Genomic DNA, 13,828 nt, shown 5'->3' with positions numbered 1-13,828 from the left:
CGTTTCGTTCAAGACCGGCGCGGCCGACGGATGACAGCGTTCCCGTATGAGCATCGACCTGGGCCGCGCGCGAGCGTTCATGGCCTCACACGCCCGAGTTCTCGATCGGCGGCGCTTCGAGGCCGTCACCATGGACAGCGAGGCGGCCCGGCAGGCCGTCCTCCACGGGCTCGACGCCTACCGGAACGCCGACGGAGGCTACGGATGGGGACTCGAACCCGATCTTCGCGCACCGGAGAGCCAGCCGGGAGGGGCCCAGCACGCCCTTGAGGCGCTCGCCGACGCCGGTCCCGCGACCTCGCCGCACACCGTCTCCCTCCTCGACTGGCTCGACTCCGTGACGCTGCCCGACGGCGGGCTGCCCTTCGCGCTTCCGGTCGCCGACCCCGTGGCGTGCGCCCCGTTCTGGGCGGGCGCGGATCCCTCGGAGTCGTCGCCGCAGATCACGGCCGCGGTGGCGGCGCAGGCGTATCGCGCCGCACGGTGGGACGCGGCCGTCCGGGACCATCCGTGGACGGCGAAGGCGACGCGGTACTGCTTCGACGCGATCCGGGAGATCGACGAAGAGCCCTTCGCGTACGTGCTCTCCTTCGCGCTCCAGTTCCTCGACGCCGCGGCCGACTCCCACCCGGAGGCGCGTGAACTCATCGACCACCTCGGACGGTTCGTCCCGAAGGACGGGGCGCTCGCCGTGGCCGGCGGGGCCGAGGGCGAGACGCTGCACCTCCTCGCCTACGCGCCCGGGCCCGGGCGGCCGGTCCGCGCCCTGCTCGACCCGCGGGCCGTGTCGGAGGACCTCGACCGCCTGGAACGCGGGCAGCGGCAGGATGGCGGGTGGGCCGTCGACTTCGCCGGCTACTCGGCCGCCGCGGAGCTCGAATGGCGGGGTCACGCGACGGTCGAGGCCGTCAGGGTGCTGCGGATGAACGGACGCTGACCGCGGCTGACCCCGGCTGTCTTCCGGTCGCGCGCGGAGTGGCCTCAGCCCGTCGCCAGGAGGACCGCTCCCGCGAGGGCCAGGCCCGCTCCGGCCGCCTGGACCGGGCGGAGACGTTCCTTGAGGACGCCCCGGGCGGCGAGCGCCGTGACGACCGGATAGAGGCTGGCCAGTACGGCGGCGAGGGCGACCGGGCCGGACTGCGCGGCCAGCGCGTACGTCCCGTTGGCGGCGACGTCGGCGAGGCCGACGAAGGCCAGGGCGGGGAGCGCGGTGCGGATGACCGACGCGCCCTCGGCGGGCAGGGCGCGGCCGCCGCGCCGGACGGAGGCGTACAGCGCGACACCGCCGACGAGGACGTTCGTGACGCGCTGCACGAAGAGGGCGAGGAAGAGACCGGTGACGGTCGTCGACGCCTCGGAGATGAGCGCCATCACCGCGCCGAAGCCGAAGGCCGCGACGAGGGTCAGCAGCACCGCCTGGCGCTGGACGGGCGCGCCGCGCAGCTCGGGTCCGCCCGCGAGGATCACGCCGAGGACCGCGACCGCCATCCCGGCGACCTGCCACAGCCCGGGGAGGTCGCCCGCGAGCAGTCCCACGCCGATGGGGACGACCACGCCGAGCGAGCCGAGCGGCGAGACGACGCCCATGGGGCCGAGGGCGAGCGCCTTGTAGAAGGCGAGCATCGCCGCCGGGCCGACGACGCCGGCCCCGACCGCGTACCAGAGCCGGGGGTCGGCCTCGGTCCACGCCCCGGTGGCGAGGACGACCACGCCGAGGACGAGGACGGCGAGGACCTGGGAGACCACGACGACCGTGAGGGCGGGGATCCGCCGGGTGAGGAGTCCGCCGCCGAAGTCGGCGAGACCCCAGAGCAGGCTGGTGGCCAGGGCGAACAGGGCGGTCATGAAAGCCTCGCAGTCCCGTACGGCGGGACGCAGTACAGTGCGGTGAACGGTCGGGTACAGCCCACCGTAGTTCACTGTACTGAACTGTGTCATCCAGAATATTGGACGGAATGTGTCGGACCTCGATCAGCTCACGCAGTCGCTCGCCCGGAACCTGAAGCGCTGGCGCAAGGAGCGGGGCTTCACCCTCGACGCGCTCGCCGCCCGGGCCGGGGTCAGCCGGGGCATGATCATCCAGATCGAGCAGGCCAGGACCAACCCCAGCGTCGGTACGACCGTGAAGCTCGCGGACGCGCTCGGCGTCTCGATCACCACCCTCCTCGACTACGAGCAGGGCCCTCAGGTCCGGCTCGTCCCGCCGAGCCAGGCCGTCCGTATGTGGTCCACCGACATGGGCAGCCACACCACACTCCTGGTCGGAACCGAGGCGCGCGGCCCCCTGGAGCTCTGGTCCTGGACCCTCATGCCGGGCGACGGCAGCGCCTCCGACCCGCACCCCTCGGGCACGACGGAGCTCCTGCACGTCACCGCCGGCGTCCTCACGCTCGTCGTCGACGGCGTGGAACACCCCATCCCGGCCGGCACGTCGGCCGTCTTCGAGGCCAACGTGCCGCACACGTACCGCAACGACGGCGACGAACCGGCCGAGATGACGATGGCCGTCTCGATCCCGCCGGCCCGCTGACCGTTCCCCTACCGGGGGACGGGGGACGGGGGATCGGGGCCAGGGACCGGGGACGGGGGACGGGGGACGGTCAGCGGTTCAGACGCGGGATCTCGATCGCCGGGCAGCGGTCCATCACCATGTCCAGGCCCGCCTCGCGCGTACGCGCGAAGGCGGCCTCGTCGATGACGTCCAGCTGGAACCAGACCGCCTTGGCGCCGATCGCGACCGCCTCGTCCGCGATGGCTCCGGCCTGGTCGCTGTTGACGAAGACCTCCACGACGTCGACCGGGAACGGGATGTCGGCGAGCGAGGCGTAGCCCTGCTCGCCGTGGACCGTCTCGGCCTTCGGGTGGACCGGCACGATCCGCTTGCCGGACTTCTGGAGGAACTCCGCCACGCCGTACGCGGCACGCCGCCGGTTCCCGGAGAGACCGACCACGGCCCAGGTGTCCCCGGTGGACGTCAGGATGCGGCGCACCGCGTCCTCGGCGGAGTACTCGGTCGGCTCGGCGGTCGTGGTGTCGACGCTCATCGTCTCTGCTGCCTCTCATCGGCGCGTATCGGATCGTCCACGGGGAGAACCGGCGGGGCGCCGCGCTGATTCCCGTACCGCTCCGCCAAAACCGGTCAGCCTTCCCAGGAGCGGCGTTCGGCCTCGCGCGGGGACTCGACGACGGCCGGAAGGCCCGGGCCGAAGGTCATCACCGGGCGCGCGGGGTCCCACGGGCGCCAGCCCGGGTCGCCGGTCCTCGCGAACTCCACCCAGGCCGTGTGCATCGCCGTCGCCAGGTCCCGGGGCGCGTCGGCCCCGGTCAGCGCCCGCGTCTCCGGCAGGTCGAGCGTGTCGAAGACGAAGCCGAGTTCCAGCGCGTGGCAGGCGCCGAGGCCGAGGACGGGGGAGCGCCAGCCGAACTCGTACACGTACGTGGGGGAGTTCGTCCCCGACCGCCGCCGCCACCGGGCGTCCGCGACCCGGTACAGCGGGAGGCGCATCAGCTTGTCCGTGACGATCGCCCCCAGCACCTCGCCGGGCTTCTCGTCCGGCCGCCCCGCGCGGTACACCCGTGCCGTCCGCGCCGGGACCCTCGCCTTCCGCAGGACGTACCACTGTGCGAGACGGCCGATCCGGTCGGTGAGACCGCCCGGCACGAACCAGAGGCGGTACTCCTCCGACGTCGTGCCGAGCAGCAGGTCCACGTCCGCCGACGCGCCCGCGTCCAGCGCCTCCACCGGGTCGCGCGGCACCACCTCGCCGTCCACCGCCACCTGGAAGGACGGCCCGTCCGTCAGCGGCGAGCCCTTCGCGGTCGCCTCCGTCTGCGCCGCGAGCAGCCGCTCCGGGTCCACACGGGCGAAGGCCTCCGCCGTCGCCGGTACGCCGAGGGCGGCGGCCACCGCCTCCGTGGCCGTACGGGCCGCGTCGAGCGGCAGCGCGGCCGGCGGACCGCTCTGGAGCACCGCCCGGCGGAACAGGCCCTTCGCGAGCGGTGACGTCAGCAGGGCGGCGATCGAGATCGCGCCCGCCGACTCGCCGAAGACCGTCACCCGCTCCGGGTCGCCGCCGAAGGCCGCGACGTTCTCCCGCACCCAGGTGAGCGCGGCGATCTGGTCGCGGAGGCCGAGGTTGGCGGGCGCGTCGGGGAAGACCCCGAACCCCTCGATGCCCAGGCGGTAGTTGAGCGAGACGAGGACGACGCCGTCGCGGGCGAAGGCCGTGCCGTCGTAGACCGGGACCGCCGACGAGCCGTGGAGCAGGGAACCGCCGTGGATCCAGACCATGACCGGACGGCTGCCGTGCTCCTGTTCCTCCTGATCCTGGTCCTGGTGCTCCTGTTCCCACGGCGCCCATACGTTGAGGTTCAGGCAGTCGTCCCCGGCGACCTCGGGGTCGGGGAGGAGTGCGGCGAGCGGCGGCGCGTACGGGCGCTTCGGCGCCGTCGGACCGAACGCCGTCGCCTCCCGTACGCCTTCCCAGGGCTCGACCGGCTCCGGGGCGCGGAACCGCAACGGGCCCACGGGGGCCTGCGCGTAGGGCACGCCGAGGAAGGCGGCGACGCCGTCGCGGAGGGTGCCGCGCAGCGTGCCCGAGGCGGTGCGGACCTCCGCCGCCGTGCTCGTCGATCCGTCCTTCGTCATCGGTTCAGCCCTCCGTCGGTGCGGTGGCGGTGGCGGTGGCCATGGCCGCGGCGGTTCCCGCGGTCAGCGCGCGCTTCAGGACCTTGCCCGTCGGACCGAGGGGGAGGGCGTCGACGAAGCGGACGATCCGGGGGTACTTGTGGCGGCCGAGCCGCTCCCTGGCCCACTCCACGAGCTCCACCTCCGTGAGCGGGGCCGCGCCCTCCCGGCGTACCACCACCGCGCACACCTCCTCGCCCTTGGCGTCGTCGGGGACGCCGATCACCGCGACCTCCGAGACCGAGGGGTGGCGGACGAGCACCTCCTCGACCTCGCGCGGGTAGATGTTGAACCCACCCCTGATCACGAGGTCCTTCTTCCGGTCCACGATCCGCAGGAAGCCGCCGTCCTTTTCTCTGACGCCCAGGTCGCCCGTACGGAACCAGCCGTCCACGATCGCGGCCGCCGTCGCCTCCGGATCGTCGAGGTATCCCGCGAAGACGTTATGGCCCCGCACCACGACCTCCCCCACCTCCCCGTGGGCGAGCAACACGATCTCCCGCTCCACGGCCGCGTCCGCGATCTCCACCTCCACGCCCCACACGGGGTGCCCGACCGTACCGGGCCGGCAGCCTATGTGGGACTGGTTGAACGTGGCGACCGGCGAGGTCTCGGTCAGTCCGTACCCTTCGAGCACCTGGGTGCGGAAGGTCTCCTCGAACCGTTCCAGGACGGCGACCGGCAGCGCGGCCCCGCCCGAGACGGCGACGCGCAGGGCCGCCGGGCGCCGCTCGGAGCCCGCGGCCGCCTCCACCAGCGCGTGGTACATGGTCGGCACGCCCATGAAGACCGTCACCCCCTCGTCGGCGAGCACGCCGAGGGCGGCCGGGCCGCTGAACCGGGGCATGAGCACGAGCGTCGCGCCCGCGCGCAGCGTCCCGTTCATCGCGCAGGTCTGGCCGTAACTGTGGAAGAGCGGCAGACAGCCGAGGACGACGTCGCCCGCGCCGATGCCGAGCAGGTCCCGCGAGGTCACCGAGGCGTTCATGACGATGTTGAGGTGGGTCAGGAGGGCGCCCTTCGGGCGGCCCGTCGTCCCGCTCGTGTAGAGGACCACCGCGACGTCCATCGGATCGGCCGGTTCCGCGGCCGGCAGGGGGTCCGCCGCCGAGGGCGCTCCCTGGAAGGCCCGAACCCCGGCGGCCCGCGCGGCCTCGTCCGCCACCGCCCACAGCGGCCCGCCGCTCACGATGCCGACCGCGCCGCTGTGCTCCAGGACGTACCGCACCTCGTCGGCGACGAGCAGCGCGTGGACCGGGACGACGGTCGCCCCGGCCGCGAGGGCCCCGTAGTAGACGCGCAGGAACTCCGTCGTGTTCGGGAGCAGGACGGCCAGCCGGTCGCCCGGCCTCACCCCGGCCTCCCGCAGTCCGGCGGCGCAGCGCAGGGCCTCCGTCCACAGCTCCCGGTAGGTGAGCCGGGCCGCGCCCTCGACGACCGCGATCCGGTCGGGGAAGTGGCGGGCGGACTCGCCCAGGACGGCGGCGACGCTCAGGGACATGACACGCTCCAGGGAGGGACACACACAAGGGCCAAGGACAGTGGGGACGGCGCACGTGGCGGCGCGGTACATGGCGACAGCGCACGTGGCGGCGGCGCACGTGGTGGCGGCGCACCGGACACCGTCCCGACCTGGCACAGAATCCGCCGCGTCCCCGCTCCGACACCATGTGCAGATGCCCTCCATGTGCCGCTCCGAGCTGGGCAGCGGCCACCCCGTCCCGCCCGACCCGTGGCATTCGCCAAAACCCGGCGCTACCGTGCGGCCCATGACGCACCGCCCGGCCGCCGCGTCACCCTCCGACGGCGGCCTCACGCCCCCCGGCACCGCCGCCGGTTCCGAAGCCGGTTCCGCAGCCCTCCGGCGCGCGCTCGCCACCGCGATGCGTGCCGACGTCGACCGGCTCACGGACCGGGCCGTCGACGACATCCGCGCCCACTCCGGTACGTACGCCTCCGGGGCGCCCGTCACCCGCGAGGACCTCTGGGAGATCTGCCGCGACAACCTCCTGCGCGCGCTGGAGGACTTCGGCGGCATCGCCCCGACCGGCGGCGACCTCGAACGCGCCGCCCGCGTGACCGGCCGCCGCCGCGCCGAGCAGGGCGTCCCCCTCGACACCGTCCTCCAGGCCTACCGGCGCGGCGGCCGGGTCCTCTGGCAGGTCATGGCCGAACACCTCAGGGCCAGGGCCGGGCGGGAGGCCGACAGCAGGGACCTGGAACTCGACATGGCCGGCGGGGTCTGGGAGACCATCGACCGCTACTCCGTCGCCATGGCCGACGAGTACCGGCTCGCCCAACTGGAGCTCCAGAGCCGCCGGGACACCCGGCGCGTCGCCCTCTTCGAGGCGCTCCTCGACGGCCGCGCCGACGACCCCGCCGTGGCCACGGCGGCCGCCGCAGCGCTCGGCGTCCCGTCCCTCGACCGGTACGTCGTCGTGGTCGCCGCCCAGGACCCGGCGGCCCCTCCGGACCTCGCGCCCGTCCTGGAGGCCCACGGGATGTGGTCGTTCTGGCGGCCACGCGCCGGCCGGTACGCCGGGATCGTCCGCCTGCCCCGCCGCGACACCCCCGCGGGGCGGCCCGGCGCGGGCCTTCGGGGCGGCGCCGGAAGCTGGGGCTCCGTCGCGGCCCGTACCTCTGGGGCCCGGGGAGCGGGCGCGAGTCGCGGGTTCGCCGCGGGCCGGGAACCGGGCGGCGTCCGCCAGGCCGCCGGGAGCACCTGGGCCGCCGGGAGCGGCGGGACGGGAGGCCCCGGCGGGGCCTCCCGGGGCCGGGGCTCCGGCAGCGCGTCCGGTGGGTCGAGCGGGCCGGGCGGGCCGGGCGGGTCCCGGGTGGCCGCCGGGCCCGGCGCGGTCGGCGGCGTCGGTGGCAGCGGCGGGTTCCTGGGCGCCGGCGGTGCCGGCGGCGCCTTCGGTGTCGGCGGGTCCGACCAGTCCGACGCCCTCCGGGACGTCCTGCGCGAGCTGACCGGTGCCACCGCCGGGATCTCCCCGGAGTTCGAACGGCTCTCCGACGCCGGCCGCGCCCTGCGGCTCGCCGAGCAGACCCTCCGTACCCTCCCGGCGGGCAGCGGCGAGGCCGCCGTCTTCGACGAGCGGCTCGCCGAGGTGCTCCTCGGCGGGCGCTCCGACATCGCCGAGCGGATCGTCACCGTCCACCTCGGGCCCGTCCTCGCGACCGGCGGCGAGCGGACCGCGCTCCTCACCACGCTCCGCGTCTGGCTCGACCACGGCTGCTCGGCCGCCCGCGCCGCCGAACTCCTCTACTGCCACCGCAACACCGTCCTCAACCGCATAGGCCGGGTCGCCGAGCTCACCGGCCGCTCCAGCGAGTGCGGGGAGGCCCGCCTCGGCTGGGCTCTCGCCCTCCGCGCGCTGCCCTTCGCAGGTCAGGACGGTGCGGGCGGCGGCGCCCCCGAACCGGCCGCCGGGGAGTACGGGCCGGACGGAACGTAGGCTGGCGGGATGCAGGAGCAGTACCGCACCCTGGCCCGCGAGGGCGTGCACGAGACCGAGATCAACCGCTCGCGCTTCCTCTGCGCGCTCGCCCCCGTCGCCGACGAGGCCGAGGCGCAGGAGTTCGTCGCGCGCGTCCGCAGGGAACACCCGACCGCCACCCACAACTGCTTCGCGTACGTGCTCGGCGCCGACGCCTCCGTACAGAAGGCCAGCGACGACGGCGAACCGGGCGGCACCGCCGGCGTCCCGATGCTCCAGATGCTCCTGCGCCGTGAGATGCGTTACGTCGCCGCCGTCGTGACCCGCTACTACGGCGGCGTGAAGCTCGGGGCGGGCGGGCTGATCCGCGCGTACGGCGGTGTGGTCGGCGAGGCGCTCGACGAGCTCGGCACGATCACCCGGCAGCGGTTCCGGCTCGCCACCGTCACCGTCGACCACCAGCGGGCGGGCAAACTGGAGAACGACCTGCGGGCCACCGGGCGCGCCGTCCGCGACGTGCGGTACGCCGAGGCCGTCACGATCGAGATCGGCCTCCCGGACGCCGACGTCCCCGCCTTCCGCGCCTGGCTCGCCGACACGACGGCGGGCACCGCGGCGTTCGAGCTCGGCGGAGAGGCGTACGGCGACGCGTGAGGGGGCCGCCCCCATGTGGCGAGGGCCCATGTGCCGTATGGCCCCGCTCACACCTCCGGTCGGGATAGCGTGGACGGAGCACAGGGCGGACGAGGCGGACGAAACGCGCGGCGAGGAGCGGCACACATGCGGGGTGGGACGGCATCGTGAGGCTCCTGCACACCTCGGACTGGCACCTCGGCCGGTCCTTCCACCGCGTCCCGCTCCTCGAAGCCCAGGCCGCCTTCCTCGACCACCTCGTGGACACCGTCCACGCCCACCGGGTCGACGCCGTCCTCGTCGCCGGTGACGTCTACGACCGGGCCGTACCGCCCCTCACCGCCGTCGAGCTCTTCGACACCGCCCTGCACCGCCTCGCCGAGGCCGGCGTGCCCACCGTCATGATCTCCGGCAACCACGACTCGGCCCGCCGCCTCGGCGTCGGCGCCGGGCTCATCGGACGGGCCGGCATCCACCTCCGCACCGACCCCGTCGGCATCGGCACCCCCGTCGTCCTCGCCGACGACCACGGCGAGGTCGCCCTGTACGGCCTGCCGTACCTCGAACCCGCCCTCGTCCGCGACCAGCTCGGCGCGGCCAAGGGCGGCCACGAGGCCGTCCTCACCGCCGCCATGGACCGCGTCCGCGCCGACCTCGCCACCCGGCCCGACGGCACCCGCTCCGTCGTCCTCGCCCACGCCTTCGTCGCCGGCGGCGCGGCCAGCGACAGCGAGCGGGACATCACCGTCGGCGGCGTCTCCGCCGTCCCCGCCGGGGTCTTCGACGGCGTCGACTACGTCGCCCTCGGCCACCTCCACGGCAGCCAGACGATCACCCCGCGCGTCCGCTACTCCGGCTCGCCCCTCGCGTACTCCTTCTCCGAGACCGACCACCGCAAGACGACGTGGCTGGTCGACCTGGGCCCGGCGGCGCCCGACGGCGCGCTCACCGAGGCCGTACGCCTCGACTGCCCCGTTCCGCGCCCCCTCGCCCGCCTCCGGGGACGGCTCGACGACCTCCTCGCCGACCCCGCGCTCGCGCCCCACGAGGAGTCCTGGGTCGAGGCCACGCTCACCGACCCCGTACGCCCCACGGAGCCCATGGCGCGGCTCGCCGGACGCTTCCCGCACGCGCTCCACCTCGTCTTCGACCCCGAGCGCGCCCCGAGCGACCCGGGCGCCTCCTACGCCCAGCGCCTGCGGGACCGCAGCGACCAGCAGATCGCGGAGGACTTCGTGGCCCACGTCCGTGGCGGCACGGGGCTCGACGCGACCGAACGGGCCGTGCTCCAGGGCGCGTTCGACGACGTCCGGGTCCAGACGGCGGAAGGCGAGGGGGACCGATGAGGCTGCACCGCCTGGAGATCACCGCGTTCGGGCCGTTCGGCACGACACAGACCGTCGACTTCGACGCCCTGTCCGCCGCCGGCCTCTTCCTCCTCCACGGACCGACCGGCGCGGGCAAGACCTCCGTCCTCGACGCCGTCTGCTTCGCGCTGTACGGGAGCGTGCCCGGCGAACGCCAGAACCCCGGCACCTCCCTGCGCAGCGACCACGCCCCCGTCGGCACGTCCACGGAGGTCGTCCTCGACCTCACGGTGGGGGAGCGGCGCCTGGAGATCACCCGGCGGCCCGCCCAGCAGCGGCCCAAGAAGCGCGGCACCGGCTTCACCACCGAGAAGGCCCAGTCCTGGCTGCGCGAGTACGACCCCGAGAGCGGCGAATGGGCCGGACTGAGCCGCTCCCACCAGGAGATCGGCGAGGAGATCGCCCAGCTCGTCGGCATGAGCCGGGAACAGTTCTGCCAGGTCGTCCTGCTCCCGCAGGGCGACTTCGCCGCCTTCCTGCGCGCCGACGCGGAGAAGCGCGGCAAGCTCCTCGGGCGGCTCTTCGACACCCGCCGCTTCGCCGCCGTCGAGGAACGCCTCGCCGACCTCCGGCGCGCCGCCGAACAGCAGGTACGCGAAGGGGACGAGCGGCTGCTCGGCCTCGCCCACCGCATGGCGCAGGCCGCGGGCGGCCTCGACGCGGCCCGGGCGCCCGTCGAGGGGCGTCCGGGCGAGCCCGGAGTCGCCGACGCCGTCCTCACCTGGGCCGCCGTCGCCCGCACCGAGGCGGCCGAGACCCACGACATCGCGGCCGAGCGGTACGCGGCGGCCGAGGCGCGCGCGGCGGGCGCGGAGAGCGCGCTCGACGCCGAGAAGGCGCTCGCCGACCGCCAGGCCCGGTACGCCGACGCGCTCCGGCGCCGCGAGCGGCTCACCGCCACCGTCCCCGACCGCGACCGGCACCAGGCGGCGCTCGACGGGTCCCTCAAGGCCGATCGCGTCGCCCCCGCCCTCGTCCTGCGCGAGGACGCCGAGCGCGAGCACGCCACGGCCCGCGCGGCCCGCGACCGTTCCCTCGCGCTGCTGCCCCCCGAACTCGCCGACGCGGAGGCCGAGCAGCTCTCCGCCCTCGAACACCGGCTGCGCGCCGAACTCGGCGGCCTGGAATCGGCCCGCCGCGCGGAGCGCCGCGCCGCCGCCGTCGCCGAGGAACGTGCCGTCCTGGCCCGGGAGGCCCGCGCCGACGAGGACGCCCTCCAGGACGCGGCCGCCTGGCTCGCCGACTGGGAACCGCGCCGGGCCTCGCTCGTCGAGCGCGTCGAGTCCGCCACGGACGCCGCCACCCGCGCCGAGCACCTCGCCGGCCGCCTGGAACCCGCCCGGCGGCGGCTCGCGGCGGCCCGCCGACGCGACGCCCTGGCGGCCGGCACCACGGCCGCCGAGGGGCGGCTCACGGTCGCCCGCGAGCGGCGGAACACCGCCCACGAGGCCTGGCTCGACGTCAAGTCCCGCCGCCTCCAGGGGATCGCGGCCGAGCTCGCCGCCACACTCACGGACGGGGCGGCCTGCCAGGTCTGCGGCTCCACCGCCCACCCGGCCCCCGCGCGCACCACCGCCGACCACGTCGACCGCGCCACGGAGGAGGCGGCGTACGAGGTCTACACCCGCGCCGACGAGTCCCGCACCGCCGCCGAACGCGAACTGGCCGTCACCCGCGAGGCCTGGTCGGCGGCCCGGGCCGAGGTCCTGAGCGCAGGCCCGACCGACACGAACGGCGGCCGCGCGGACGGGTCCCACGTGGTGGGGGACCACGTGGACGGGGCGCACGTGGAGGGGCCTCACACGGACCGACCTCACGCGGTCGGGTCGCACACGGTCGGGCCCCACACAGGCGAGCCTCACGCGGACCGGCCCCACACGGACGTGCTCCCCATGGGCCCGGGCGCCACAGGCGCGGCGCACATGGCTGCGTCGGCCGTGGGTGGCGCCTCCACGGGGGTGACCCCCGCGGACGCCGACCCCACCGTCCCCGACCTCGCCCGTGACGTCGACGAGCTCACCCGTCTGCACGCCGAGGCGCACGACCTCGCCTCCCGGACGCACAGCGCGCGGGAGACGCTCGCGCGGGCCGAGCGGGAGCACGAGGGGCGGATCGGCGCGCAGCGCGAGGCCGAGCGCCGCGTCGCCGCGCGCACCTCGCGCCGCGAGACCCTGGAGGCCGAGCAGGCCGCGCTCGACGAGGAACTCGCCCTCGGGCGCGGCACCTTCGGCAGTGTGGCCGAGCACGCCGCCTCCCTGGAGCGCCGCATCGCCCTGCTGCTCGACGCCGCCGGAGCCGTACGCACCGCCGAACTCGCGGCGCGGCGGCTCAAGGAAGCCGACGGCCGGCTCGCCGACGCCGCCTACCGCGAGGGTTTCACCACCCCCGACGAGGCCCGCGCCGCGCTCCTCCCCACCGCCGAACGGCGCGCGCTCCAGGAGCGCGTGGACGCCTGGCGTGCCGAGGCGGCGGCCGTCGCGGACCGGCTCGCCGAGCCCGGCGCCGCCGAGGCCGCCGCGCTCCCGCCCGCCGACCCGCACGCGGCCGAGGCGGCCCGCGCCACGGCCGGGGGCGCCCTGCGTCAGGCCGTCTCCGGTCTGTCCGCCGCCCGCGACCGGGTCGGCGAGCTCGCGGCCCTCTCCCGGCAGGCCGTCACCGAGGTCCGCCGTCTCGGCCCGCTCCGGGAGGAGTACGACCGGGTGGCGCGGCTGGCCGCCCTGACGGCCGGGACCTCCGCCGAGAACGAGCTCCGGATGCGCCTGGAGTCGTACGTCCTGGCCGCCCGCCTCGAACAGGTCGCCGCCGCCGCGACCGCCCGCCTCCAGCTGATGTCCTCCGGCCGCTACACGCTGGTCCACTCCGACGCCCGCGCCGGGGGCAAGCGGGCCGGTCTCGGCCTGCACGTCGTCGACTCCTGGACGGGCAACGCGCGCGACACCGCGACACTCTCGGGAGGCGAGACCTTCTTCGCCTCCCTGGCGCTCGCCCTGGGCCTCGCCGACGTCGTCACCGACGAGGCCGGCGGGGTCAGGCTCGACACGCTCTTCATCGACGAGGGCTTCGGCAGCCTCGACGAGGAGACCCTCGACGAGGTCCTCGACGTCCTCGACTCACTGCGCGAGCGGGACCGCAGCGTCGGCATCGTCAGCCACGTCGGCGACCTGCGCCGCCGCATCCCCGCCCAGCTGGAGGTCGTCAAGGCCCGGCAGGGCTCGGCGGTACGGCTCCGTACAGGCGGCGACGGGCTCAGCGGCTGATCGAACGCCGGGGCAGCGGCGAGGAGTAGACCACGCTGGTCGTCACCGAGCCGAGCGTGGCGATCTTCCCGGAGACCTGCTCCAGGTGCTTCATCGACCGCGCCGCGACCTTGAGGACGAAGCAGTCGTCACCGGTGACGTGGTGGGCCTCCAGGACCTCGGGCGTGGTGTCCAGGAGGTCGTGGAACGGCTTGTAGTTGCCGTGCGGGTACCGGAGCCGTACGAAGGCCAGGATGGGGAGGCCCAGACGGTCCTGGTCGACGATGGCCGTGTATCCGCTGATCACTCCGGCGTCCTCCAGGCGGCGCACCCGCTCGGTCACCGCGGACGGGGACATCGACACGGCGCGGGCGAGTTCGGCGAAGCTGGCGCGGCCCTCGCTCTGGAGCGCCGCGAGGATCCGCCAGTCGGTGGCGTCCGGTGTGTATTCGGTGGTCATACGGC

General features: G+C 75.3%; 11 protein-coding genes. 6 read left to right on the top strand and 5 right to left on the bottom strand.

The genetic code is table 11. From position 1 onward, the window contains the following. The first annotated feature begins 46 nt into the window (after positions 1-46). Entirely contained in the window at positions 47-937 is an 891-nt protein-coding gene (locus tag ACFC0Z_RS28595) for a hypothetical protein (protein WP_376443789.1), read from the top strand. Positions 938-981: 44 nt separating this feature from the next. Here the strand turns inward: ACFC0Z_RS28595 and ACFC0Z_RS28590 are convergent, their stop codons facing one another. Then, entirely contained in the window at positions 982-1,845 is an 864-nt protein-coding gene (locus ACFC0Z_RS28590) for an EamA family transporter (protein ID WP_376443787.1), read from the bottom strand. 112 nt (positions 1,846-1,957) lie between these two features. Here ACFC0Z_RS28590 and ACFC0Z_RS28585 point away from each other — a divergent pair, with 112 nt between their 5' ends. Beyond that, the gene (locus tag ACFC0Z_RS28585) at positions 1,958-2,530 is read left to right on the top strand and encodes a helix-turn-helix domain-containing protein (RefSeq protein WP_376443784.1); all 573 of its coding nucleotides are present in this window, start codon (positions 1,958-1,960) and stop codon (positions 2,528-2,530) included. A 70-nt stretch (positions 2,531-2,600) separates the two neighbouring features. Here the strand turns inward: ACFC0Z_RS28585 and ACFC0Z_RS28580 are convergent, their stop codons facing one another. The 3 genes from ACFC0Z_RS28580 to ACFC0Z_RS28570 all read right to left on the bottom strand — a co-directional run bounded on the left by ACFC0Z_RS28580 (position 2,601) and on the right by ACFC0Z_RS28570 (position 6,188). Beyond that, positions 2,601-3,044 (bottom strand): CoA-binding protein, encoded by a 444-nt coding sequence (locus tag ACFC0Z_RS28580; protein ID WP_376443782.1) that lies wholly within the window; start codon positions 3,042-3,044, stop codon positions 2,601-2,603. A gap of 95 nt (positions 3,045-3,139) precedes the next feature. Then, positions 3,140-4,648 (bottom strand): carboxylesterase/lipase family protein, encoded by a 1,509-nt coding sequence (locus ACFC0Z_RS28575; protein WP_376443780.1) that lies wholly within the window; start codon positions 4,646-4,648, stop codon positions 3,140-3,142. A 4-nt stretch (positions 4,649-4,652) separates the two neighbouring features. Then, positions 4,653-6,188 (bottom strand): long-chain fatty acid--CoA ligase, encoded by a 1,536-nt coding sequence (locus ACFC0Z_RS28570; protein ID WP_376443778.1) that lies wholly within the window; start codon positions 6,186-6,188, stop codon positions 4,653-4,655. 268 nt (positions 6,189-6,456) lie between these two features. Between ACFC0Z_RS28570 and ACFC0Z_RS28565 the strand changes: the two genes are divergently transcribed. The 4 genes from ACFC0Z_RS28565 to ACFC0Z_RS28550 all read left to right on the top strand — a co-directional run bounded on the left by ACFC0Z_RS28565 (position 6,457) and on the right by ACFC0Z_RS28550 (position 13,384). After that, entirely contained in the window at positions 6,457-8,145 is a 1,689-nt protein-coding gene (locus ACFC0Z_RS28565; protein ID WP_376443775.1) for a PucR family transcriptional regulator, read from the top strand. 9 nt (positions 8,146-8,154) lie between these two features. Further along, complete coding sequence (locus ACFC0Z_RS28560; protein ID WP_376443773.1) at positions 8,155-8,781, top strand: YigZ family protein; 627 nt, start codon at positions 8,155-8,157, stop codon at positions 8,779-8,781. A 146-nt stretch (positions 8,782-8,927) separates the two neighbouring features. Next, on the top strand, positions 8,928-10,106 hold the full coding sequence (locus tag ACFC0Z_RS28555) for an exonuclease SbcCD subunit D (protein WP_376443770.1): 1,179 nt from the start codon (positions 8,928-8,930) through the stop codon (positions 10,104-10,106). Beyond that, the gene (locus tag ACFC0Z_RS28550; protein WP_376443768.1) at positions 10,103-13,384 is read left to right on the top strand and encodes an AAA family ATPase; all 3,282 of its coding nucleotides are present in this window, start codon (positions 10,103-10,105) and stop codon (positions 13,382-13,384) included. Before ACFC0Z_RS28555 ends, ACFC0Z_RS28550 begins: the two co-directional genes overlap by 4 nt. On the opposite strand, the gene ACFC0Z_RS28545 is transcribed toward ACFC0Z_RS28550, so the two are convergent. Continuing rightward, on the bottom strand, positions 13,374-13,823 hold the full coding sequence (locus ACFC0Z_RS28545) for an Lrp/AsnC family transcriptional regulator (protein ID WP_376443766.1): 450 nt from the start codon (positions 13,821-13,823) through the stop codon (positions 13,374-13,376). The two genes, ACFC0Z_RS28550 and ACFC0Z_RS28545, sit on opposite strands and share 11 nt — an antisense overlap. Between the last annotated feature and the right edge of the window lie 5 nt (positions 13,824-13,828).

It is taken from the genome of Streptomyces sp. NPDC056144, from assembly GCF_042264145.1.
GTDB lineage: Bacteria > Actinomycetota > Actinomycetes > Streptomycetales > Streptomycetaceae > Streptomyces.
This window is presented reverse-complemented; position numbering and strand designations above follow the sequence as displayed.

Excerpts from the sequence above, each read along its gene's own strand:
- ACFC0Z_RS28595 (WP_376443789.1), top strand. The coding sequence starts at position 47 with ATGAGCATCGACCTGGGCCGCGCGCGAGCGTTCATGGCCTCACACGCC.
- ACFC0Z_RS28590 (WP_376443787.1), bottom strand. The coding sequence starts at position 1,845 with ATGACCGCCCTGTTCGCCCTGGCCACCAGCCTGCTCTGGGGTCTCGCC.
- ACFC0Z_RS28580 (WP_376443782.1), bottom strand. The coding sequence starts at position 3,044 with ATGAGCGTCGACACCACGACCGCCGAGCCGACCGAGTACTCCGCCGAG.
- ACFC0Z_RS28575 (WP_376443780.1), bottom strand. The coding sequence starts at position 4,648 with ATGACGAAGGACGGATCGACGAGCACGGCGGCGGAGGTCCGCACCGCC.
- ACFC0Z_RS28570 (WP_376443778.1), bottom strand. The coding sequence starts at position 6,188 with ATGTCCCTGAGCGTCGCCGCCGTCCTGGGCGAGTCCGCCCGCCACTTC.
- ACFC0Z_RS28565 (WP_376443775.1), top strand. The coding sequence starts at position 6,457 with ATGACGCACCGCCCGGCCGCCGCGTCACCCTCCGACGGCGGCCTCACG.
- ACFC0Z_RS28560 (WP_376443773.1), top strand. The coding sequence starts at position 8,155 with ATGCAGGAGCAGTACCGCACCCTGGCCCGCGAGGGCGTGCACGAGACC.
- ACFC0Z_RS28550 (WP_376443768.1), top strand. The coding sequence starts at position 10,103 with ATGAGGCTGCACCGCCTGGAGATCACCGCGTTCGGGCCGTTCGGCACG.
- ACFC0Z_RS28545 (WP_376443766.1), bottom strand. The coding sequence starts at position 13,823 with ATGACCACCGAATACACACCGGACGCCACCGACTGGCGGATCCTCGCG.